Below are 19848 nucleotides of genomic sequence, written 5' to 3'. Positions count from 1 at the left end.
GCGGCGAAAGCCCATAACAAGATTATCGAGTAGACTACCAGATAGCACAAAAGACGCATCTTAAAGTCGTCATCAATAAAATAGTAATACGCATATTCTGCGCTGTAGATGACCAAGCCGCACAGGAGCAAACGCCAGTCAGCCCTTCTTCCCGTGAACTGTAAAAGGCCAAAAAGAACCAGTGAATAACCACAAAAAATGGCTGCATTCCCCGCGAAAAATGACATCCATCCGGGCAAGTACAGCCGATACGCAATGGCCCCGAAGCCGAAGGCGAAAAACGAATTGGACAGGGCAACGGCTAGGACACCGTTGATGGCCCGGTTGTTGATGAATAGGAACCACGCAAAGGCGCTCGCCAAAACGGAAATTGCGCCGAGAACGAAGAACATGGTGGATATGTCGAGTTTCACCCGCCTACCCCCCATATACGGTAACGAAAAACGGCAAAATGCAATTTTTAAGAGACGAGCTATTTGGGCGCACGCTGTGAGATACGCAGCCCCTACCGGACCCAGACCGCCAGCACACCGACGATAGCGGCAGCCACGGCCAACAATGCAAACCAAGGCCTGGGCCGGCGGCGAACGGGCGGCGGCGCAGATATGCCGAAGTGACGCATACCGTTCTCCCAAAAAAACAGACGGCCGACCGGGTGGCTGTCGAAGGCGGCCCGGCCGGCCTCGCGGGGGGCCGAATTGGCGAAACTGCCCCCCTGTAAAAATTGGGGCATTTCTCTTGGGGTAGTCAATAGATTAATACGGACTGACCCGGTAGATGAGGAGGGGCGGTCCTGCCAAATGACCGGGTTGGGTAGAGCCGGTCGGCCTCGGCCCGGTGGATGACCGCTGCCGCCCGTAAAGCGGTCATCATAAAATTCGGGAGTCCTGTGACACAAGGCCCCTCAGGCTGAATGCTCTGTTCTCCGGGTACCGGTCCTCGCCATCTCACGGTAGACCGAAGATCGACCCAGACCCACTTGCTTTGCTGCCTCTGTCGGCGACAGGCCGGCCTCCAACCGAGAGGCAGATACCTCCATCGATCCTCGGAGTCGCGGTCGCCTTCAGCAAGCGCAATCCGTTGAAGGCCACCAGAAGGGCCGCCCCCATATCCGCCGCGATGGCTCCCCACAGGGTCGCGATGTCCAAAATGGCCAGAACCATGAACACCACCTTCAGCGCGATGGCGAAACCGATATTCTGGCGAATGACCGTCATCATCCGGCGGGAATGGCCGATCAGCCAGGCCAGCCGGGTCAGATCGTCGGACATCAGCGCCATATCCGAGGTTTCGATGGCGGTATCGGTTCCGGCGGCTCCCATGGCGATGCCTAGGGACGAGCGGGTCATGGCGGGAGCGTCGTTGACGCCGTCGCCCACCATGGCGACGGTTCCGAATTGCCGGGCAAGATCGTCCATGGCCTCGCTTTTGTCCTCGGGCAGCAGTTCCGCCAGGACAAGGTCGAAGCCCAGGGCAGCCGCCACCCGCTCTCCGGTGGCGGCGTTGTCTCCGGTCAGCATGATCAGCTTGCGTACCCCGGCTTGGCGCAACGCCGCCAGTGCCGTCGCGGCTTCCGGGCGAATGGGATCGGACAGGGCGATCAGTCCGCGCACCTCGGCGCCATCCCCCACCACCACCACCGACCGCCCCCCTTCCGCCAAGGCCAGGGCAGCCTCGCGAACGGCAGGCGTCTCGGCGCCGCGCTCCACCGCATAGCGATGGGAGCCCAGCCACACCGTCTCGCCGTCGACGACCCCGCAGATCCCCTTGCCGGGCAGGGCCTGAGCGGCCTCGGCCGGGATGGTTACGATGCCCCCGGCGGCGGCATGATCGAGGATAGCCCGCCCCAGGGGATGCGTGCTACGCGCCTCCAATGCCGCCGCAAGCCGCAGAATATGGCCCTCGTCGCCGCCATCCAGCGCCATTACCCGCTCGACGCCGGGGCGCCCTGATGTCACGGTTCCGGTCTTGTCGAAGGCGATGGCGGACAGCCGCGACGCCGTTTCAAGATATTCCCCGCCCTTGACCAGCACTCCGGCCCTCGCCGCCGAGGCCATGGCGGCCACCACCGTCAACGGCGTTGAGATCACCAGGGCGCAGGGGCATGAAATGACCAGCAGCACCAAGGAACGGTAAATCCACTCGAACCAGTCCAGGCCAAGCGCCAGTGGCGGCAGCACCGCCACCGCCACGGCACCGGCCAGGACGACGGGGGTGTAGATCGCGGCGAAGCGATCGACCCAGCGCTCCACCTTGGATCGCCTGCCCTGGGCCTCCTCCACCAGCCGGGCCACCTTGGCCAGGGTGGTTTCCCCGGCCGGCTTGAGATTTCGCACCTCCAAGACGCCGTCTGCATTGATAGTGCCCGCGAAAACCTCCGTGCCCACGCTTTTCAGCACCGGCACGCTTTCCCCGGTGATCGGCGCCTGATCCACCATGCTTTCGCCCACCAGGACGCGACCGTCCAGGGGAATGCGTTCGCCCGGCAGCACGACGAAGACGGCCCCCACGGGCACATCCTCGGGCGCCGCCAGGGATTCGACGCCGTCCCCTCCCTTTACCCGTGCCATGGGCGGGGTGAGGTCCATCAGCGAGGCGATGGCCCGACGGGCGCGTTCGGCACTCCAACTCTCCAACGCCAGGGACAGGGCGAACAACGCCGAAACCGTGGCCGCCTCCATCCAATCCCCCAGCGCCATGGCGCCGAACACCGCCACGCTCATCAAGAGATTCATGTCCGGCCGCAACGAGCGGACCGCGTGGAGCGCCTTGGGCAGAACCATCCACAGCCCCACTGCCACGGCGACCGCCTGCATGATCTGGGCGGGAAGAACCGCGTGGAACGCCTGGTCAAGGATCAGCCCCAGCAGCGCGGCGCCGCCGCTGAGCCCCGCCAGAACCGCCTGAAGCAACCGGCGCGAGGAATTGGCCTTGTCGCGCTCGGCCACGCTGGTGCGTTCCCACGGCTCCGCCCGCATTCCCGTGCGCGCAATGGCGGCGATCACCTTATGGGCATCCATATCCGCCGGCACGGTCATCTTGCCGTTGAGCAGATCAAAGCCGAGCCCCTCATCCCCCCCGGCCAGCGGACCGACGGCCGCTTTCAGCGTCCGCACCTCCTCGACGCAGCACATGCCGGTAATGCGGAAGGCTCGGGACTTTCCCGGCCGTGGCGGCAGGATCGCCTCGGTCGGGAGGATCGGAGGAAGAACGGGGGGAAGAACCGCTGACACGCCCCCGCCACAACAATTGCTGGTACAGCAAGATTTGGCTTCCGACATGCCCCGAACTCCTTCGACGCGGCCCGTGATCGCTCTGGACAATCACCCGATTCAAGGGGAGCATGGCCCCTGGAGCCACTACAGAGTCAACGGAAAATCATGACGCTTCAGCCCTTCAATATCGGCGGCCTCAGCCGGCAGACCAGCGTCAACATCGAAACCATCCGCTACTACGAGAAGATCGGGTTGCTACCGCCGCCGGCACGGACCCAGGGTGGCTTCCGTCAATATGAGGACCGCCATCTCCAACGGCTCCGCTTCATTCGCCGGGGCCGCGATCTGGGCTTTTCCATCGATTCCATCCGCGCCTTGCTGGCTCTGGCGGAGCGGCCGGATTCGCCCTGCGAAGGGGCCGATCAGATGGTAGCCCTCCATCTTGACGAGGTGGAGCGGAAAATTGCAGACCTCACCCTCCTACGCGATGAATTGCGGCGGATGAAGAATTGCTGCGGGCAGGTGGTCGCCGAATGCCAGATCATCGGCTCACTGACCGCCTCCGCCCCCCCTTGACCAGACACGATATGACCATGGCGGCGGTGAAACTGTGCGCTTTTCCAACGCCCCCCGTTAATGCTACCGTTCCCGGGGTGGCAGGAAAATCAGATCAGACGGACATGATTTCTCGAATCGAACGGCGCTGCATCGACAAGAACATGAAGATGACCGGCCAGCGGCGGGTCATCGCCCGCGTCCTGTCCGATTCCTCCGACCATCCGGATGTGGAGGAAGTCTATCGCCGGGCGGCCCAGATCGATCCCCATATCAGCATCGCGACGGTCTATCGCACCGTACGGCTGTTCGAGGAAACCGCCATCTTGAAGCGGCATGATTTCGGCGACGGCCGCGCCCGCTATGAAGAAGCGGCAGGCGACCATCACGACCATCTGATCGACCTGAAGTCGGGCAAGGTCATCGAATTCTCCAGCGACGAGATCGAAGCCCTGCAAAAGGCAATCGCCACGCGCTACGGCTACCGGATCGTGGGCCACCGCCTGGAGCTGTTCGGAGTTCTGCTGGCCACCGACGGGACGGCCGACTGAGCCAAGCGTCACCTCCCGCCCCCCAAAGCGGCAGAACAATCCGCGCGGCGCCATCGGGGAGCGATGAGAATACCCATTGACAATGAGTGGCAATTGCGGCCTTCTATGAGTGCGAGTTGTTCGCAGTCACAGCTGAGGGGATGTCCCATGAGCCGTCAAACCGCCACCTTCTCTTCTTCCGCCGGGTCTCGCACGTTCGTTCGTTCCACCGTCGCCGGTGCCGGTGGCGCAGTGGCGGCGGGAACCGCCAAGGCCGCAGGCTTCCTGACCATGGGCAAGATGGCCGGTGTCGGTCTGGGCGCCTTGGCCGGCGGGCCGCTGGGTGCCGCCGTCGCCGTCGGCTTGATGGCCGGTCTGATCTACGGATCCGCCGCCGCCCGTCCCCGCCGGGTCTGAACCTTCTCCGATGGAATTAAACGGCCCGCCGCCGCGGGCGCTTCCCTCTCTCGCTCAGGCCCTTGCCGCGGCAGCGGGCGCCGGGCTGACGAACAGGCGGATGTCGCGGGCGTGGGGGATTTCCTCCTGGATGCGCCGACGCACCGCCTCGGCCACCATGGAACTGTCCTTGACGCGCAGATTGGGATCGACCCGCAGGCGGATGTCGAACTGCACGTCCTCGCCCACATGGCGGCCGCGCAGGAAATAAATGCTGTGGACCATCGGCGTGTCCATGGCCACCTGCCAGGCGGTCTGCAGCAGTTCCGTATCCACCGAGCTGTCCATCAGGCCGCGGACCGAGGTCCCGATCAGTTCCAGCCCGATACGCCCCACCAGGGCCGAGACGCCGATGGCGGCGATGGTGTCGGCGATGGGAAAACCGATCACCGAGGCGATCACGCCGACCATCACCGCCGCCGACGAGATGGCGTCCGACCGGTTGTCCCAGGCANGCCGCCGACGAGATGGCGTCCGACCGGTTGTCCCAGGCATTGGCGATGATGGCCGGGCTGTTGTTCTCGTTGCCCACGCAAATCTGGTAGCGATACATCAGCTCGTTGACGATCACCGTCACCGACGCCCCGACCGCCGCGAAGATGCTCGGCGCCTCGTAGGTTCCCGAGATCAGCTTCATCACCGAGCCGTACATCAGGAAGCTGGCGCCGATCAGCAGCAGCGAGCCCACGATGGACGACGAGATGTACTGGATATTGCCGTAGCCGAACGGATAGCGCTCGTCCGCCGGTTTGTTCGAAATCCTCAAGCTGAGCTGGGTCACCCCGCTGGCCACCACGTCAGCCCCCGAATGCAGCGAATCCGCCACCAGCGCCACGCTGCCGCTCATCAGCCCAAGGATGCCCTTGAACAGGGTCATGCAGATGTCGGCGGTAAAGGCCCACCACACCACTTCCTCGCGGCAATCCCTGCAATTTTCGAACTTCATCGGTTCATGTAATCCACAAGATTGGAGCCCAGGATACGATAATTATCACCCACCTTCTTCGCCTTGATCTTGCCCGAGCGGATCAGCTCCAGCACCTCAAGACGGTCCATCCCCAGCAATTGCGATGCTTCACCGCTGCTGTAGATCCGGTGCGGCAAGATCTCCTCGCCGAAGACCTTGTCCACCAGCACCATGGCGCCCTGCACAAAGGTCACCAGCGCACTTCCCTTGATCACCGCCGTCCAGATCATTTCTTGACGTCCTGCGCATGGTTGAGGGGCAACAGTTCCTGGAACAGCTGCGGCGTGATAATCGGCGTGTCCCCCGCCGGCTTCTCCTGGAAATACTCCGCCCGCTTGAAGCCGGTGATGAAGGCCAGATAGTTCCAGGGCCACTTGGTGATCTCGATGTTGTAGGTCGAGGCTGCGGCGTTGTAATCCTCCCGCCGCGCCGCGATCCGGTCTTCCATCTCCACCAGCGACGTCATCATGTGCTTGTAGGTGTCCACCGACTGGATGGTCGGATACTGCTCCACCACCGCCATCAGGCGCCCCAGCGCGTTGCCGAAGCCGCCATCAGCCCCCAGCAGCGCCTTGCCGCCGCCCATGTCCCCCAGAAGCTTGCCGATTCCGCCCTGCTTCATCAACTGCTCCAGCGCCGAACCCACCGGACCGCCCTTCCCCGCCTCGACCGCCTCGGTCCGCTTGTCCGACGTGTGCGAGAAGATCGAGTGCTCCAGCGCCGCGTGGTTCAGCGTCAGCTTCACCAGATTGCCGAACAAATTGTCCCGGCGCTGGGTCATGACCTCGTAATTCGAACGCTTCGCTTGCGCCTCCTCCGACATCGTCACAAACGAGTTGTAGCGCATCAGCAAGGTCGTGATGAACGCAACAACCGACAAAACCGAAATGACCATCAGAACGTGCACCGGGCCACGCCCCAAACGACGGGGCGCCTCCTCGACCACGTACAACTGGGCAAGCCGCTCCTCCGACTGCTTCACCCGTTGCAGCGTACTGAACTCGACCTCCGGGGCCGAACCCACATTCGCGTCGCCTAAAGCCATATCCGTCTCACCGTCCGCGTCATGTGGAGGATAATCCCCGTACTGTCTAAGGACCCGTGGGGCCCCCCAGCTTTCCTGCTGGAGATCCCTTTTTGAAACGAACCACGTCCTGGAGATGGGACACGATCACCTGGGCCGGGACGGTAAAGCCCTCCACCTTGCCGGTGGGACCGGTGGCGGCAATGTTGATGCCCACCAGATCGCCCTGGACATTGACCAGCGGGCCGCCGGTCTGTTCCCAGCTATAGACAGCGTCCGAGCGCAGCAGATGGGTGATCCGGGTGGTTCCCACCGCCAGCGGTGCATCCGCCGACTGCACCAGCCCCTGACGCGCCAGCGGCGCCCCGGAGCTATTGCGGCCGAAGGCGAAGACCTGCTGGCCCGGCACCACCGTCTGGACGTCGGCCATGCGGAAATGCAGGAATTTCTCGGTGGTCTGCATCTTCAGCAGCGCCAGATCATGCCCGGGAATGGTCTTCACCACCTGGGCCGGAAAGCGCCGGATCCCCCCCGTTGTGGCAACCTGGACCGAAATCTCCGGCAGATTGGACACCGAATGCAACGTGGTGATCACATAACCGTTGGCGCCAACGATAGCGCCCGAGGCCACAGGACCGGCATTGACCCCGCCCCCGCCGACACCAACAACCGCCGGAGGAACCGTATGATACAGGCGCTGGACGTGCGGCATGGCGATGTTGCGCACCAGGAACTGCCCCACCGACATATCGTCGGCGCCATGGAAATTATCGTCCTCGTCGTAATGGTCGAGGAGATAGATCCCCCAAGCGAAGGTCACGAAGACCAGGAAGGCCAGGATCAAGACAGGCGTCTTCCACGACCGTTCGCAAAAAACAATCTTGTTCGTAGGCAGATCGCCCATGGTTTCGCCAACTTCAATCATGGCTGCTTTCCACGCTCATTCGAGTTCCTGTCTTCTATCGCTCATCCCGCGAGAACCGCTAGAATTCATCACCCTTGCCTTCGGCGCCGTGGCGCGGAGCCAGTAAAGCATTGAAGCGTCCCTTGATGGATTGGACCAGACTCTGCCCCGTGACGGAAAGCTTACCGCCCAGGGACTTGCGATTCCTCAGCAGATCGGTGGAGGCGCCGATGGCGCCGCGCACGGCGGAATCCGCCACATTGAAAATCCCGGTCAACAGGTCCTCGACGGGAACCTCCTTGACCGGGTTATCGGCGGGGGCTACCTCCTCCGCGGCAACGGTGATCGCGGGCGCTTCCATCTGTTCAACCTGCCTTGCCAAATCCACGGGGCGGGTATCGGCCACGGACGGAGAAAAAGCCTCCGACTCGGGAGACTGCTCAATCGAGGCGGAAGCCGCGACGACCTCCTGGTCCGAAGCAATCTCAAGCTTAACATCGCTCGTCATCATTTCAGTAACTCCCTCAGTCTCGGCTGCGGCATGGTCGTGAGCAGCTTCCGGCTCCGGTTCGGGGTCCGGCTCCAGGATGGTCGGGGCCTGGACGGCAACATTCTCCGGATCGGGCTCCGGCTCGGATGCGGTCATCACGGCCTCGGCAGGATTGATCTCCTCATACTCCCGATCTGGCTGCCGCCGAAAAGGCGCCGACCAGTTAGAGACAAGTTCGATCAAAGGGGCGACGTCAGGCGGCGAATTGGAAACCGCCTCCGCCAATGCACTCGGCATAACCGCCGCCTCAGTCGGGATTGCCGTCCCAGGGGACGACCAGGGAGAACCTCTCAGCAGCGACGCCCAGGCATCCCCACCCACCGGCTTGATCAGCGGGACCGGAGACATCGGCGAAGAGATGACGGCTTCCGGCTCGGAAGAAGCCGGAATCTCGGGGGCGGCAGCCGGGGCCGGCGCGGTATCGCCGCCCCCCTTCCCCCCCTTGTCGCCAGGGGTCCCCTTGGTCCGGGGCCGTCTGTTCGTCGCCATCTAGTGCTCCATCATCACAGAACAACCCAAAATTCGTTATCTTGACCAGAACCGGTTGCCGGACGGCGGCGCCTCCACGGCGGGGCCGGCGACCAACGTCATGTTGCGGACAATCCCACCACGCAGAACCCCCAGGCGAACCGAGCCTCCGCTCGTTATTTCGCCCATGATGCCGACCACGTCATGGGGAAGGGCCACAGGACGGCCATCGACCTTGAGCAGAATATCGCCGGGCTGCAACCCGGCGCTGGCCGCCGCCGTATTGGGAGACACACCGCTGACCAGCACCCCCCTACCGACCGGCAATCCGATCTGAAGGCTCATCTGCTCGGACAGGGGCGCCAAAGCTGCGCCTTGCAGGACTGGCCCTGCCATTCCGCCTTCCGCCCCGCTTCCGCCGCGCGTGCCCTGGACATTGAGCGCCAGACTGCCGGACGGCTGGGCGAACCGATATGCGCCCCCGCCCGGCCGACCAAAGGCCACCGAACCGGCGGTGACGCCCATGACCTGGTGGCAGTTGTCGCAGGCCATGCTCTGCCGACCATCCGTATGAGGCGAAGGCCCCCCCGCCGTGATGGCCGGACCAGCAGCCCCGACTCCCCCCTGGCCTGAAGCCCGAAAGGCGACCAATCCCATGGAGGGGCCGGTCGCCGTCGTGGCGGGCAGCCCGTTGACTTCATCTTCCACGAACATGCGGACCTGATTGCTGGGAACGGCGAAGCCGATCCCGGCAAAAGCACCACTGGGAGTGTATATGGCGGTATTGATGCCGATCACCGTGCCGTCGGCAATCACCAGCGGCCCTCCGGAATTTCCCTGGTTGATGGCTGCATCGGTCTGCAGCAGTTTGGAGTGGGTCACACCCTCGATCACCATGGACTTGCCCTTGGCCGAAATGATGCCGCGGCTGACAGACATGTCCAGGCCGAAGGGCGTGCCGATGGCGATCACTTCGTCGGCGACGCGCACCGCGCCGCTGTCGCCTAAAACCGCCGCAGTCAGCGGCGCCCTGGGGGTAATTTTCAGCAAAGCAAGGTCGAGCGCCTCGTCCATCTTGACAATCTCGGCCGAATAGCGTATTGCCCCCGCATCGTCCGATACCGAGACGAGGACGGTATTGGCGCCGCGCACCACATGAAAATTGGTGACGATGAAACCGTCGTCGCGAACGATCACCCCGGTGCCGATATTTTCCACCGAGGTGGTGGTCGGATTGGCGAAACGCGGCAAGACATCCGGACCGGGCGGCATCAGGGTCTTCGGCGCGGCGGTGCGGCCCGATGGCGACGCGGTCACGCTCACGACGCTATGACGCAAAAGGGCGACGACGCGGGAAAATCCCCCGCCGCTTCCCGCCTGGGCAGGCCCGGCCGCCATGACCGGCGGCAGGGCTGGAACCCCCGTCGCCGCCGGAGCCCCCGCATGGGCGTTTGCGGGAAGGGGAAGCCCCGGAGCGGTGGCTGCGCCGTGGCCCAATTGCTGGATCAGGGTTCCAAGGCGGTTGCCGCCCGCCTGCTGGCGGAAAATGAAGGCGCCGAACAGCACGATCAAGGCCACCACGCCCATCAGCATGAGGTAGCGCTTCAAATCCTTGCTGCGAAGGGCATTGGGGCGCCCCCCGGTGTTCGCATCGCCATCAAGCATCGTCATCGAGCACCACTAAACAAAATCAAACGCGGCCGACGCGACCAAGATCCACGGCATTCGGTGCCACTGTCGGCCCGCGCTTTTTAGCACAATTACTCCAGCCTGATATAGGCGAGAGCACGCCACGCAGACGAGAAAACAGAATAAATCGCCTCGTCTGGCCGCCAATATCAGAGACTGAGACGCAACCGCATAAAAGAAAGCCCCCGGCGCAGCCCCTCCCCGCAGGCGGATCACGCGCAAAATCGTCGAGGCCGATGGGACGAGGGATGGCCTTTACCTCCAAAATCTTGATGCTTTAGACCGTGCCTATGCTAATCTGGAGGGACTCGGATTCGTCGGCTCACACAGCCCTGCATGGAAGATTTTATGTTCGACATCCCCCTGACCGGACTGAAGTTAGCGGCACCGAAACTGCTCTCCGGGGCGCTCCTGGGGCTTCCGGTCACAATCGCGATCGGGCCTGGCCTGGGATTGATCGCTGTCGGCGTGCTTGGCGCCGCTTGCATCGGGGGATACGCATCCGCCGTAGGGTCGCTGACCCATGCGAAATCCGGCTTTTCCGTCGCAACCCCGCCGATCTGAAAAGCCCCCCACCCATGGGGGGATAAGGAAGGGCCTGTCAGGCACCACGGCCGGAGAGCTTTTTTGTCGGAGCAGGGGAAAATGAGCGACAGTGACAATAAGGAAGAAGCCCTTGCGATCATCAGGGGCATTGTTGGCGCGGCGACCGATATCGCCAAAATAGCGAACGAAATGGGGCAGGAAGGCGACAAAATCAGTGTCGCGCCGCCGGCTTCCGCTCCTGCTCCAGCCAAGGGTACAGTGACGGAACCCGCTGAGAAAATCGCCCCCCCCCCTCCGAAGGCGGAGGTCAAGGCGAGCTCTCAGGCCGAGGTTCTGGATAAACTCCTCAATCGTAAATCAGGTAAGGTATAGGCTGGGACCGTCCCGACCTCCGCCCCCGCCCATTGCCTCGTGGCGCTGGAGACGATATGGCCCTGACACCGGCGGAAAAGCAAAGGCGCTACCGGCAGCGGCACAAGGACCGCCCGACCCAGGCCCAGAAGATCGTCATGCTCGAGGCACGTATCGCCGAACTCGAAGCGCAGCTGAGAGTGGCCACCGGCGCGGATGCCGGCCGGAACCACTCGCATCAGACCATCGATGAAACAGTGATCGCCGAATGGGAACGAGCACTCGGAAGAGGGCGACACCACAGCCAGTAGCAACCGCGTCTATTCCGCCCTAGGCCGCCCGCCGTGAAAGAGGGACGCCGCTATGATCGGCGCCCCGCCAATGACCAGCGAAAAAAGCAAAAGAACTGGCCCGCCATTAAGACAACCTTAACTGTTATCGCAGAAGCCGCACCCACTCACTTCATCAAACACTCGGACCAGAGATAAGTTTTTGAAAAATCCATGGTCTGGTGTATGATTTGAGTGTTTGAAAAGACAGATCGATTGCTTGTGATGGGAAACGTACACCACCTACAACATCTCGGCCAGGGTGCCGGCGACTGGAACGCTTGGCGCCAGCAGGAGCCCGACGTGCGGCCGGACCTGACCAACGCCAATCTGCGCGGGGCCAACCTCGCCGGGATGGATTTGTCCGGGTCTCTGCTGTCGCTGGCCAACCTGCGCAAGGCCGTTCTGTCCGGCGCGAATCTCCGCGACTGCAACCTTCCCCGCGCCTGCCTGGAAGACGCCGATCTTTCCGGTGCCAAGCTCCAGGGCGCCAATCTGGCCGGCGCGACCTTGCTGCGCGCCAACTTCTCCGGCGCCAATATGCGCATGGCCAATCTGGCCGGCGCCAATCTGGCCGGCAAGATGGATTTGTCCGGGGTTGATCTGACCGGGGCCAATCTGGCCGGCGCCAAGCTGATGGGTGCCAATTTCTCCGGCGCTACTCTGGCTGGCGCCAATCTAGCCGGAGCGGACGCCCGTAACGCCAATTTCACCGGCGCGGATCTGACCGATGCCGTAACCGCAGGCGCCCTGCTTGACGGCGCCAACATGTCCGGCGCGGTCATTCGCCGAACGGCCGGCCGTCCCCAGGCCACCGTCACCGACCTGGGAGTGGACTCCGAACCGGGGCAGCCTCTGCCCCGCGCGGTTTCCGAACGTCCACAACCCGTTTCGGCTGCGACCTTCGAGTCCGAGGGGTTCGACACCCCCCCCGACTTAATCCCGGCGCCTTCGGATGAGGTCGAGCCGGTCTTCGAGAGCGAAGCTGAATGGGATGTCGCGGACGAGCCGGAATCGATCGACACGCAGGGAGACGAATCCGCCGATATTGAGCCGGAACCGGAGCCAGAGCCGGAACCCGAGCCGGAGCCGGAACCCGAGCCGGAACCCGAGCCGGAGCCGGAACCCGAGCCGGAACCCGAGCCGGAGCCGGAACCCGAGCCGGAACCCGAGCCGGAGATGGCGGGGGACGACGGCGCCGCCCCCATGGCGATGTCCGCCCCCAGCCCGTTGGCCGAGTCGCAGATTTCCGACCTTTTGGCCGATTCCGCCATCAATGACGCCCCCTCGCATTCCCTGGTCCTGGCGGGTGACTCCATCGATGACGACCATCAGGACAGCCCGTTCTATACCTACGAAACCAAGGAACTGGCCATCCTCGCCCTGTATCTCGATCAGGTAAGCCGGAAGACCAAGGCAGAAAAAGCCATGCTGCTGGATCTCCTGGTCCAGTATAACCGCAACTTCCTCGGCCAGGATGTCAGCGTCCCCATGACCACCAGCGGCAATGCCATCCTGGTGGGTTTCGGCGATCCCACCAATGCCCTGCGTTGCGGCGGGCTGTACATCAGCATGCTGCGTGACATGCGGGTTGATTCCTATGTGGCGATCAACTGGAGCATGGCCACCGTCCGGGTCGATCCCGAAGGAAGCGAGAGCGACGAGTTGATCGCCAATTCCATCTCGCCATCGGCACGCCTGATGCCGGTGGGAGTCGTGGGGGAGGTTCTGGTCCTGGAAGAGCTCTACTCAAATCCGCTGACCCAGCGCGACCTCTTCACCTTCGAGCGCGTCGCCCGGAAGTGGAAGGCCGCCAACGATGCCCATGGCGAAGGCATCGACGTCATCTGCTACAGCGTCCGCAGCAAGCAGCCCCCGCGTCCCTGACCAGCGGCCGTCAGGAATCCGCGCCGGCGGGCGGCGGCGGCCCGCGCGAGGCGCCGCTATTTTCCCCTCTCGCCTCCCATCAGGCCGACCTCGACCTTGCGCAGCAAGGCCCCCAGGTCACGGCCCATGCCGGCAAGGAATCCCCCCTTTTCGGTTCCATGGGCACCGAGAACGCCGGACACGCCGCCGGTGATCAGCTTTGCGACCCCCGCCCCGAACGCCTCGACCGGGATTTCCTTCACCAAACCCACCTTCTCTTCATTATCCGCCATTGTCCGAGCCTCCTGCCGGGCTGAAATCATCATTTGCGCCACATCCACTCTTTCAGTCGCGAGGACAGGGCGGGCGGCATTCGCAACCGGATTCGGGTTCCCGGCCCCATGCCGCGCTGAATCACGGAATGAACGAAAAGCACGCACAGCGCCCCGACTGCGACAGCAACGAAAAGGTGTACGAACAAGATCGCAACCGTCAAGCCGAGAGCCGCGGCCACAAGAATCCGCAGCCAGCCGGCGGAATTCATCGCCTTGCGAATCGTTTCAAATCCGAAACCGTTATCATGCGCCACCGACACCACCTTCACAGCGCGATTTCCGCCAAAACGGCACGTATCGCTGAATTGATCCCATTCGGCCGGGGCCAGTCAAATGATTGTTGCCTACCTGGAAAATAGGGTCGGCCAATAGCGATTGCGACTTATATTTAGTATCCTATCCGGGACATATCCGTGCTATGATCAGGTCATGCATCCTGAATGATTTGCCTCGAGGGAAAAGCTACCGTTGGTATTTTCCCGTGGTCTGGACGGAATGGCGGCGCAGCTTTGGACCGAAGCATGAACTATAACGGATTCCCCGACAATCCCGGTTGACTTTTAGACACGCTGACGGAGTATGCAGATCCTGGATGGGATGTTCGCCGTAGTTTAGTCTCCCATTCAAGCTGGCTGTGGAAAGAAGCATGAATCAGACCAATCCGCTCTCCGAATGGACCGAAGATTTGTCCGTGAACGTCGATATCATCGACGACGACCATCAGGCGTTCTTTCGCTTGGCGGCTCTGTTGAATGACGTCGCCTCCACCTCCGACGACGACCAGACATACCTTATCGAAACCGCCATCAATATCCTCGAAGAATATATCGAGGGACATTTCCTGCGCGAGCAGAAAGCCATGGCTAAGGCCGATTACGCCTATTTGGCGGAGCATATCGCGGCTCACGACGCCTTTGCCGACCAGGTTACCAGCACCATTCAGGACTATCGGAAGAGCGGCGAGATCGAACGGATTCACACCCTGTCGCACTTGGTCGTCGATTGGCTGTGCATCCATATCCGGGGGATGGATGCACAGTACAAGGGGATTCTGACCAACGAGAATGTGGATGACCGCCCCCTGGTATACATGGCCGCCGGTCTGGACACCGAGCTTGCTCTCTAACCAAAAGCAGAAGAGGCCCGCGTCCGCCCCCTCGGGTCTGGGCATCGGCCGTGCTGCCGCCCGGAAGGGATGCCGGGACGGAATTGTCGATCTCGGCGCGTTCAGACGGAACCGGCCTGTCTGCGGCAGCGCAAGGCCCTAAGAGATGCCCCCTCCCTCGATACTGTCCGTCGCGCTGGCGAACCTACAAAAGTCGCACGAATTTCTGCTGAAAATTCTGGTTGCCTGCGGCAATCTCCCCGGAGTCCATAGCACCGTTTCAGATCAGGAAATGATGGCCGCCATCACCCAATTGGCGCGATTAACCGATACCGTGATCCGGAATGGTGAATACGCCCGAGAGGGGGGGGGCGACTTTGTGGCCGCCGATGTCTTTGCCGAGATGTCCCCGCCCCATACATCCCCGACCGAGGCATTCCCGACCGAGGATAAAATCCGCCGCCTCCAGGTCATCTTGCAGATATGCTTGGAACAAAGTGAAAGGAACTGGATCCAGGCCAAGCGGCTAAAATCCGAAAACAGCGTCCTGCGACGCGGTATGAGGCAGGTCGAGGCCGATGTGGTCGCCGCTAGGTCGCTCCTGCCGTCTGTGCCGACGAGAACCATCCGGCCGGCCCCGACTCCTCCCGCCCCCCTCCCCCCCCCGGCGACGCCCGTGACGGTGACCAGAATGGCCGGACAGCAGAAGCTTCGGCTTAAATAACCCTGATCAGGGCTTCTCCCCCTCCTTTTTTTCGCGCGAACGCAGGAGATCGGCAACCCCATTCTGGCTTGCCACATCTTCGACCGCCTCGGCCGGGGGACGAATCCGGCTTATCCGATGCTTGCCGCGCTTGCTGCGCGTCAGATCGGCCAAACCAAAATGCTCCACCTCGATATTCTGGAGTTTTCCAACCCCATCCCAGGCGGAATCCAGCTTTCGTTTCATGCTTTCGTCGGCTTTGCGTCCGCCCAGCACCGCGACGATTTCCTCCACCGAAGCCAATCGCTCCTGCAACAGATCACCGCACCCCAGAGCGATCTCTCCGCCATGCAGATACTTTTCCATATCGGCGATGATCGCATCCAGCCTACCGACGGACATCTGCCACAAGATATCGATGAACAGGGCCTTCATCGACTCGATCTTCTGTCGCAGCGGGTTGCCCTGGCTTTGATTCTGGCTCTTGCCCAGATCTACCAAGGCAACAAGGTTTACAAGCCTCTCCGCCGCCTCCATGATTTCCGCACGCACGATCCTGCGCGTCCGCTCGTCATCGGATGCATGCAAAGCCCCCTTCAGATGCTCAATTCTGTCGGCGATCTCGCTTATGCCATTGAAGATGATGGATGTCTGGGAATTGAGATCCTCCCCAGCGACGACAGCCGGCGATCGGTGCGGGACCGGGCCGTCCACGCCAAGACGCCTTGTGACGACGGGTTTCCGTTGGCCCTGGGCCGGGTCCGGATGGAGCGGCGACGACTGGGGCGCGCCGGTCATGGTGTCGGCGGACCGCCGGAACGGCCCATCATAACGGTCCGGGGTGGGGTTACGGCGGCACGGCCCGCGGAAGGTCTGGGAGGAGATGAATTCGCGCCGGTCGTTCAGTGCGCGATTGACATTCTTAAGCATGCTGCGCGTGTTGATGGGGTGCGTCATGACACAATTGGCGCCGGAATTCCGCATCATGGCCAGATTGCCCACATCCATATGGCTGATGACACAAATCATCGGCCCGACCACAGCGCCTTCGGGCGTTTCCATTCTGATGCGCCGAACCATGTTGAGAGGCTCGTCGATATCGGTCCCTGCGCAAACGATCAGGTCATAACGGCCCGAAGCGGCGAGTTCAATGCTTTCAGTCAGAACTTCCGACTGAAGAACATCAGCAAATCCAATCTGATGCAGGGACGTCGCGATCAAGCTGCAAAGAGAATCGCCCGAGGCCACGACCATGCAGGTCTTGCCCAGGAAAGAGGTATTCAATGACATTCGACGATCCTTGGCCCCACGCGCGTTCCGCATCTCCACCAACAGAACACCCGCGGATAGAAGCGGAAAAAGCCATTCCGTGCTAGTCTGTATCTCATGAATTGGTATTGAACCATGGTTATGACCGGGTTATCAAACCCCTTGCGAATCGGAAAGGGCATCCGGCACCCTTGATGCCCGGGGCCAAGACCACGCCAAGTCCGATATTCGGCCAAGACAGGAGGCAAGGATGGGCACGGAAAAGGGGGTGCCTTCGTTGGATTCGGACAGTGCGCGTGACGCCAAGATGGCGGAAATCCTCGACAAGATGCGTGTCTTGCTCACCGGGGAGCAGCAGCAGGCGGCACCGCGCCCTCCCGAGCCGCCGAAGCCCGCCCCACTCCCCGAGCCCCCCAAGCCCTGTGCCCCCACCGCCGAGAGCGATCAGGATATTTTCCCCCACGCGGTGGCGGACCGGCTGATGGCCGGACAAAGCCCGGTCCAGGTCTATCGCGAATACCGCGGCATGACCCGCGAGTCCCTGGCCCAGACGGCGGGGATCAGCCTCGAAACGCTGGCCGCCCTGGAAGCTGGGTTTGACATGATCGTGCTGCGCAAGATCGCCGAGGCCCTGAAAATCGACGTCCGGCGACTGCTTTAGCCGCCGCGCGCCCTCAGGACGGATCCTTGCGGAGCGGCGCCACCGCCGTCTTGGGGCTGCGCCGGATCATCAGGGCAAACCCATCGCGCACCCGGGTCAGGACGCGAACTGTCGCCCGCTCGGCCCCCGCCATCCGCTTGAAGACCTGATAGGCCCGCCGCCGCCCGCCGCCCGGCCCCACTTGGGCATAGGTCTTGAACCGCACGTTCCGTACCATGCGTCGTCCGAAGCGGGTCTGGAGAAAGGCCAACAACAGGCCGTTCTTGGCCAGCCAAGCGACAAGAATCACCATGGCATGCGCGAACACGCCCTTGATGAGCACTCCGAACAGAAACAATAAAATACCGGCGATGATCGCTGTCAGCATAACCGCTTTCCAAACCCACTGGCTGCGCCGATTTTTCCTGGCGAAAGCGCCAAGTATCTTTATACCGAAGCAAACCGGCGATAATCATATTTGATGCAGGAAAGCACGTCACCCCCTATGGCTCTGAGCCGGCCGGTCCAGTGAAAATCCGCTCCTCGTCGATGCGGCGCAACGCCTCTTCGATCTGCCGGGCGACGCCGTCATGGGAGGCGAGTTGCAGAATGGATTGCCCCTGGAAAGACGGCTGCGGCTCGGTCAGCCAAGCCTCGGCCTTGACCTCGTCGCCGAACACCTGTTGGGCAAGGACGGCTAGACGCTGAAGCCGGATGTCGGCGGAATCATCGGCCGGGGGCGCCAGTTCACCGTCTGGCTGGGGCGCATCCTCACCCGTCAGCAAAATACGAATTTTCTCGACGATTTTGGCCAGATTGGCGTCTCGGTCGCTTTCCATTTCCCCATATCCGACCTATTGCCCCCGCGAACGGAGCCATCATGGGCATGAGTATGTCAATTCGGGATCGCCCCCGCAAGAGGGGCATACCCCCATGCCATGCGGGAAGGGTGATGGAGCGGAAACCGCCGTCTGAACCAAACGGTACCGCGGCCGGATCAGCGTCCCGCCGGTCGTGAGCGCCTGGAATCCTGCGAGTGCGGCGAATGGACCTCGTCGAACCGAGGCAACGGCATGACCCCTGCCTCAATCTCCTTCACCTGTGCAACGATGCCTTGGGCCTTGCCGACCTCGTCCTTGACGTCGTTGTCGAGCATATCGAGGCCGCCACGGATATCGATCAGAAACTGGGCGTAACTCATGCGGGCCTGCATGGCGAGGCCGATATTGAAGGACAGTCCGGCGCGCCCGGACAAGATATCCTCGCCGGACTTGATCAGTCGGGCAAGCTGGGCGCGCAAAAGCGATTCCGCACTGGCATCCACCGATTTGCGGATAATGCGCAGGCGTTCGACATCCGCCGCCGAGCAGCCGTGCCGCTCGATGCGCATCTGCACCAGGGCCATGAGGTTAACCAGCCGCTCTTCGGCATCGGCCACCGCCTTATTGAGAGCCAGCTGTCCCTCACCGCCGGTGGTGGTCACCAGCCGGGCCAGCAATTGCTCGATCAGGCGGGCGGTGACGAACGCCTTGTCGATCACCGCACGGGTCTGCCGGTCCCCCCCCTCCTCCGCCTCGATCTCATCCGCCCTGGAACGCGAAACTGTGTCCGCGTCCCTCTGCGGCACGACCGCCGCCTTGCCGGGCGGTGGCGGCACGAAACGCTCCCCTTGCAAGTCCTGCCGAATTGCCCGCCGCTCCGATTTTTCGGCCGCTTGGCTGAGCTGCTCTGCAATGCGGTCCTCCGCCCGCCTAAACGGGCCCTGATAGCCCTTGGAAGACCGCCGACGACGGCAACCGCCGCGATAGGTGGTAATCGAAATGAAAGGCCGCTTGCCGTCCATGGCCGACAACAGCTTCGCCTGCACCGCCATCAGCGAGGTCGGCATGGCGATGACTTCGCAGATTCCTGCTTCGCGGGTTTCCACCAGCAGTTCCTGCGTCCAATCCCGCCCCAGGCTGATGATAGGAAGCATGTTGCTGGGGGGCGGCATCTTCCAGCGGATAAAGCGGGCGATGGCCACGCTCCCGCCCGTCGGCACGTCATTTTGGGAGATGATCAGGTCGAAGGAAGGATTGGCGCGATAGGCATGCGTCACCGCCTCGACATCGGAGAGGTACTCGACATCGTGCATCTTCACCCCGAGCAACAGTTCACGCAGCACCCTGCGCAAGCCGCCGTCAGCGATGGCAACAAGTCCCTTACAAGCAGAAAACGACTTCATATTGAGGGGGTGCCTCTTTCGAAACCCACCGATCACCCGCAAATTTGACCATTGTTAAGGTCACAACACAACCCTCGAATTATGAGATTTTTTACGCTTGAGTTGGGGGGGGGGGGGGGGGG

The 19848-nt window shown here is 62.4% G+C and carries 23 protein-coding genes and 1 pseudogene; 9 read left to right on the top strand and 15 right to left on the bottom strand.

Going from position 1 to position 19848, the window contains the following annotated elements:
- Positions 1-413: hypothetical protein (locus tag MTBSS4_RS22065; protein WP_173985535.1), on the bottom strand; the 413-nt coding region annotated here is incomplete at its 3' end.
- Positions 414-947: 534 nt separating this feature from the next.
- A complete protein-coding gene (locus MTBSS4_RS22060) occupies positions 948-3233 on the bottom strand; it encodes a cation-translocating P-type ATPase (protein ID WP_254432722.1) in 2286 nt (761 codons plus the stop codon).
- Positions 3234-3380: 147 nt separating this feature from the next.
- On the opposite strand from MTBSS4_RS22060, the gene MTBSS4_RS22055 reads away from it, so the two are divergent.
- From MTBSS4_RS22055 to MTBSS4_RS22045, 3 genes are all read left to right on the top strand, one after another.
- Positions 3381-3791 (top strand): helix-turn-helix domain-containing protein, encoded by a 411-nt coding sequence (locus MTBSS4_RS22055; protein WP_173985534.1) that lies wholly within the window; start codon positions 3381-3383, stop codon positions 3789-3791.
- 104 nt (positions 3792-3895) lie between these two features.
- On the top strand, positions 3896-4321 hold the full coding sequence (locus MTBSS4_RS22050; RefSeq protein ID WP_173985533.1) for a Fur family transcriptional regulator: 426 nt from the start codon (positions 3896-3898) through the stop codon (positions 4319-4321).
- A 147-nt stretch (positions 4322-4468) separates the two neighbouring features.
- Positions 4469-4717 carry a hypothetical protein gene (locus MTBSS4_RS22045; protein WP_173985532.1) on the top strand — a complete coding sequence of 83 codons (249 nt, stop codon included), beginning with the start codon at positions 4469-4471 and terminating at the stop codon, positions 4715-4717.
- Positions 4718-4771: 54 nt separating this feature from the next.
- Here the strand turns inward: MTBSS4_RS22045 and MTBSS4_RS22590 are convergent, their stop codons facing one another.
- The 7 genes and pseudogenes from MTBSS4_RS22590 to mamE form a co-directional block, all read right to left on the bottom strand.
- Positions 4772-5251, bottom strand: coding sequence for a cation diffusion facilitator family transporter (locus tag MTBSS4_RS22590; protein ID WP_254432721.1), 480 nt, complete (start codon positions 5249-5251; stop codon positions 4772-4774).
- A 13-nt stretch (positions 5252-5264) separates the two neighbouring features.
- A pseudogene (locus MTBSS4_RS22585) lies at positions 5265-5633 on the bottom strand (cation diffusion facilitator family transporter); the annotation flags it as partial.
- 65 nt (positions 5634-5698) lie between these two features.
- A complete protein-coding gene (mamR, locus tag MTBSS4_RS22035) occupies positions 5699-5953 on the bottom strand; it encodes a magnetosome protein MamR (RefSeq protein ID WP_173985531.1) in 255 nt (84 codons plus the stop codon).
- Positions 5950-6768 (bottom strand): magnetosome protein MamQ, encoded by an 819-nt coding sequence (gene mamQ / locus MTBSS4_RS22030; protein WP_173985530.1) that lies wholly within the window; start codon positions 6766-6768, stop codon positions 5950-5952. The genes mamR and mamQ overlap by 4 nt, the downstream gene beginning before the upstream one ends.
- A gap of 46 nt (positions 6769-6814) precedes the next feature.
- Positions 6815-7591 carry a trypsin-like peptidase domain-containing protein gene (locus MTBSS4_RS22025; protein WP_254432720.1) on the bottom strand — a complete coding sequence of 259 codons (777 nt, stop codon included), beginning with the start codon at positions 7589-7591 and terminating at the stop codon, positions 6815-6817.
- A 139-nt stretch (positions 7592-7730) separates the two neighbouring features.
- Positions 7731-8690 (bottom strand): FraH protein, encoded by a 960-nt coding sequence (locus tag MTBSS4_RS22020; protein ID WP_254432719.1) that lies wholly within the window; start codon positions 8688-8690, stop codon positions 7731-7733.
- 36 nt (positions 8691-8726) lie between these two features.
- A complete protein-coding gene (mamE, locus tag MTBSS4_RS22015; protein WP_254432718.1) occupies positions 8727-10334 on the bottom strand; it encodes a magnetosome formation protease MamE in 1608 nt (535 codons plus the stop codon).
- Between the two features lie 372 nt (positions 10335-10706).
- Between mamE and MTBSS4_RS22010 the strand changes: the two genes are divergently transcribed.
- From MTBSS4_RS22010 to MTBSS4_RS21995, 4 genes are all read left to right on the top strand, one after another.
- Complete coding sequence (locus MTBSS4_RS22010) at positions 10707-10922, top strand: hypothetical protein (RefSeq protein WP_173985527.1); 216 nt, start codon at positions 10707-10709, stop codon at positions 10920-10922.
- 81 nt (positions 10923-11003) lie between these two features.
- Positions 11004-11276, top strand: a complete 273-nt coding sequence (locus MTBSS4_RS22005) for a hypothetical protein (RefSeq protein ID WP_173985526.1) — start codon at positions 11004-11006, stop codon at positions 11274-11276.
- A 56-nt stretch (positions 11277-11332) separates the two neighbouring features.
- Positions 11333-11566: a hypothetical protein gene (locus tag MTBSS4_RS22000; RefSeq protein WP_173985525.1), complete on the top strand. Its 234-nt coding sequence runs from the start codon at positions 11333-11335 to the stop codon at positions 11564-11566.
- 243 nt (positions 11567-11809) lie between these two features.
- On the top strand, positions 11810-13471 hold the full coding sequence (locus MTBSS4_RS21995) for a pentapeptide repeat-containing protein (RefSeq protein ID WP_173985524.1): 1662 nt from the start codon (positions 11810-11812) through the stop codon (positions 13469-13471).
- A gap of 56 nt (positions 13472-13527) precedes the next feature.
- Here MTBSS4_RS21995 and MTBSS4_RS21990 read toward each other — a convergent pair whose 3' ends face one another.
- Together MTBSS4_RS21990 and MTBSS4_RS21985 are read right to left on the bottom strand one after the other, a co-directional pair.
- The gene (locus tag MTBSS4_RS21990) at positions 13528-13743 is read right to left on the bottom strand and encodes a hypothetical protein (RefSeq protein ID WP_173985523.1); all 216 of its coding nucleotides are present in this window, start codon (positions 13741-13743) and stop codon (positions 13528-13530) included.
- Between the two features lie 29 nt (positions 13744-13772).
- Complete coding sequence (locus tag MTBSS4_RS21985) at positions 13773-14054, bottom strand: hypothetical protein (RefSeq protein ID WP_173985522.1); 282 nt, start codon at positions 14052-14054, stop codon at positions 13773-13775.
- A gap of 377 nt (positions 14055-14431) precedes the next feature.
- Here MTBSS4_RS21985 and MTBSS4_RS21980 point away from each other — a divergent pair, with 377 nt between their 5' ends.
- Entirely contained in the window at positions 14432-14911 is a 480-nt protein-coding gene (locus MTBSS4_RS21980; protein WP_173985521.1) for a bacteriohemerythrin, read from the top strand.
- Between the two features lie 709 nt (positions 14912-15620).
- On the opposite strand, the gene MTBSS4_RS21975 is transcribed toward MTBSS4_RS21980, so the two are convergent.
- Entirely contained in the window at positions 15621-16883 is a 1263-nt protein-coding gene (locus tag MTBSS4_RS21975; protein ID WP_173985520.1) for a hypothetical protein, read from the bottom strand.
- 229 nt (positions 16884-17112) lie between these two features.
- Between MTBSS4_RS21975 and MTBSS4_RS21970 the strand changes: the two genes are divergently transcribed.
- A complete protein-coding gene (locus MTBSS4_RS21970; RefSeq protein WP_173985519.1) occupies positions 17113-17523 on the top strand; it encodes a helix-turn-helix transcriptional regulator in 411 nt (136 codons plus the stop codon).
- A gap of 13 nt (positions 17524-17536) precedes the next feature.
- Here the strand turns inward: MTBSS4_RS21970 and mamW are convergent, their stop codons facing one another.
- The 3 genes from mamW to MTBSS4_RS21955 form a co-directional block, all read right to left on the bottom strand.
- Positions 17537-17890, bottom strand: coding sequence for a magnetosome protein MamW (gene mamW, locus MTBSS4_RS21965; RefSeq protein ID WP_173985518.1), 354 nt, complete (start codon positions 17888-17890; stop codon positions 17537-17539).
- Positions 17891-18005: 115 nt separating this feature from the next.
- A complete protein-coding gene (locus MTBSS4_RS21960) occupies positions 18006-18341 on the bottom strand; it encodes an MbcA/ParS/Xre antitoxin family protein (RefSeq protein WP_173985517.1) in 336 nt (111 codons plus the stop codon).
- A gap of 158 nt (positions 18342-18499) precedes the next feature.
- Complete coding sequence (locus tag MTBSS4_RS21955; RefSeq protein WP_254432717.1) at positions 18500-19726, bottom strand: chemotaxis protein CheY; 1227 nt, start codon at positions 19724-19726, stop codon at positions 18500-18502.
- Between the last annotated feature and the right edge of the window lie 122 nt (positions 19727-19848).

This window comes from Magnetospirillum sp. SS-4, assembly GCF_902729425.1.
In the GTDB taxonomy this organism is placed as follows: Bacteria; Pseudomonadota; Alphaproteobacteria; order Rhodospirillales; family Magnetospirillaceae; genus Phaeospirillum.
This window is presented reverse-complemented; position numbering and strand designations above follow the sequence as displayed.

Coding starts and splice junctions, on each gene's coding strand:
- MTBSS4_RS21990 (WP_173985523.1), bottom strand. CDS start 13,743: ATGGCGGATAATGAAGAGAAGGTGGGTTTGGTGAAGGAAATCCCGGTC.
- MTBSS4_RS21995 (WP_173985524.1), top strand. CDS start 11,810: ATGGGAAACGTACACCACCTACAACATCTCGGCCAGGGTGCCGGCGAC.
- MTBSS4_RS22010 (WP_173985527.1), top strand. CDS start 10,707: ATGTTCGACATCCCCCTGACCGGACTGAAGTTAGCGGCACCGAAACTG.
- mamQ (WP_173985530.1), bottom strand. CDS start 6,768: ATGGCTTTAGGCGACGCGAATGTGGGTTCGGCCCCGGAGGTCGAGTTC.
- MTBSS4_RS22000 (WP_173985525.1), top strand. CDS start 11,333: ATGGCCCTGACACCGGCGGAAAAGCAAAGGCGCTACCGGCAGCGGCAC.
- MTBSS4_RS22045 (WP_173985532.1), top strand. CDS start 4,469: ATGAGCCGTCAAACCGCCACCTTCTCTTCTTCCGCCGGGTCTCGCACG.
- MTBSS4_RS21960 (WP_173985517.1), bottom strand. CDS start 18,341: ATGGAAAGCGACCGAGACGCCAATCTGGCCAAAATCGTCGAGAAAATT.
- MTBSS4_RS22055 (WP_173985534.1), top strand. CDS start 3,381: ATGACGCTTCAGCCCTTCAATATCGGCGGCCTCAGCCGGCAGACCAGC.
- mamR (WP_173985531.1), bottom strand. CDS start 5,953: ATGATCTGGACGGCGGTGATCAAGGGAAGTGCGCTGGTGACCTTTGTG.
- mamE (WP_254432718.1), bottom strand. CDS start 10,334: ATGCTTGATGGCGATGCGAACACCGGGGGGCGCCCCAATGCCCTTCGC.
- MTBSS4_RS22050 (WP_173985533.1), top strand. CDS start 3,896: ATGATTTCTCGAATCGAACGGCGCTGCATCGACAAGAACATGAAGATG.
- MTBSS4_RS22020 (WP_254432719.1), bottom strand. CDS start 8,690: ATGGCGACGAACAGACGGCCCCGGACCAAGGGGACCCCTGGCGACAAG.
- MTBSS4_RS21970 (WP_173985519.1), top strand. CDS start 17,113: ATGGGCACGGAAAAGGGGGTGCCTTCGTTGGATTCGGACAGTGCGCGT.
- MTBSS4_RS22005 (WP_173985526.1), top strand. CDS start 11,004: ATGAGCGACAGTGACAATAAGGAAGAAGCCCTTGCGATCATCAGGGGC.
- MTBSS4_RS21955 (WP_254432717.1), bottom strand. CDS start 19,726: ATGAAGTCGTTTTCTGCTTGTAAGGGACTTGTTGCCATCGCTGACGGC.
- MTBSS4_RS21975 (WP_173985520.1), bottom strand. CDS start 16,883: ATGTCATTGAATACCTCTTTCCTGGGCAAGACCTGCATGGTCGTGGCC.
- MTBSS4_RS21980 (WP_173985521.1), top strand. CDS start 14,432: ATGAATCAGACCAATCCGCTCTCCGAATGGACCGAAGATTTGTCCGTG.
- mamW (WP_173985518.1), bottom strand. CDS start 17,890: ATGCTGACAGCGATCATCGCCGGTATTTTATTGTTTCTGTTCGGAGTG.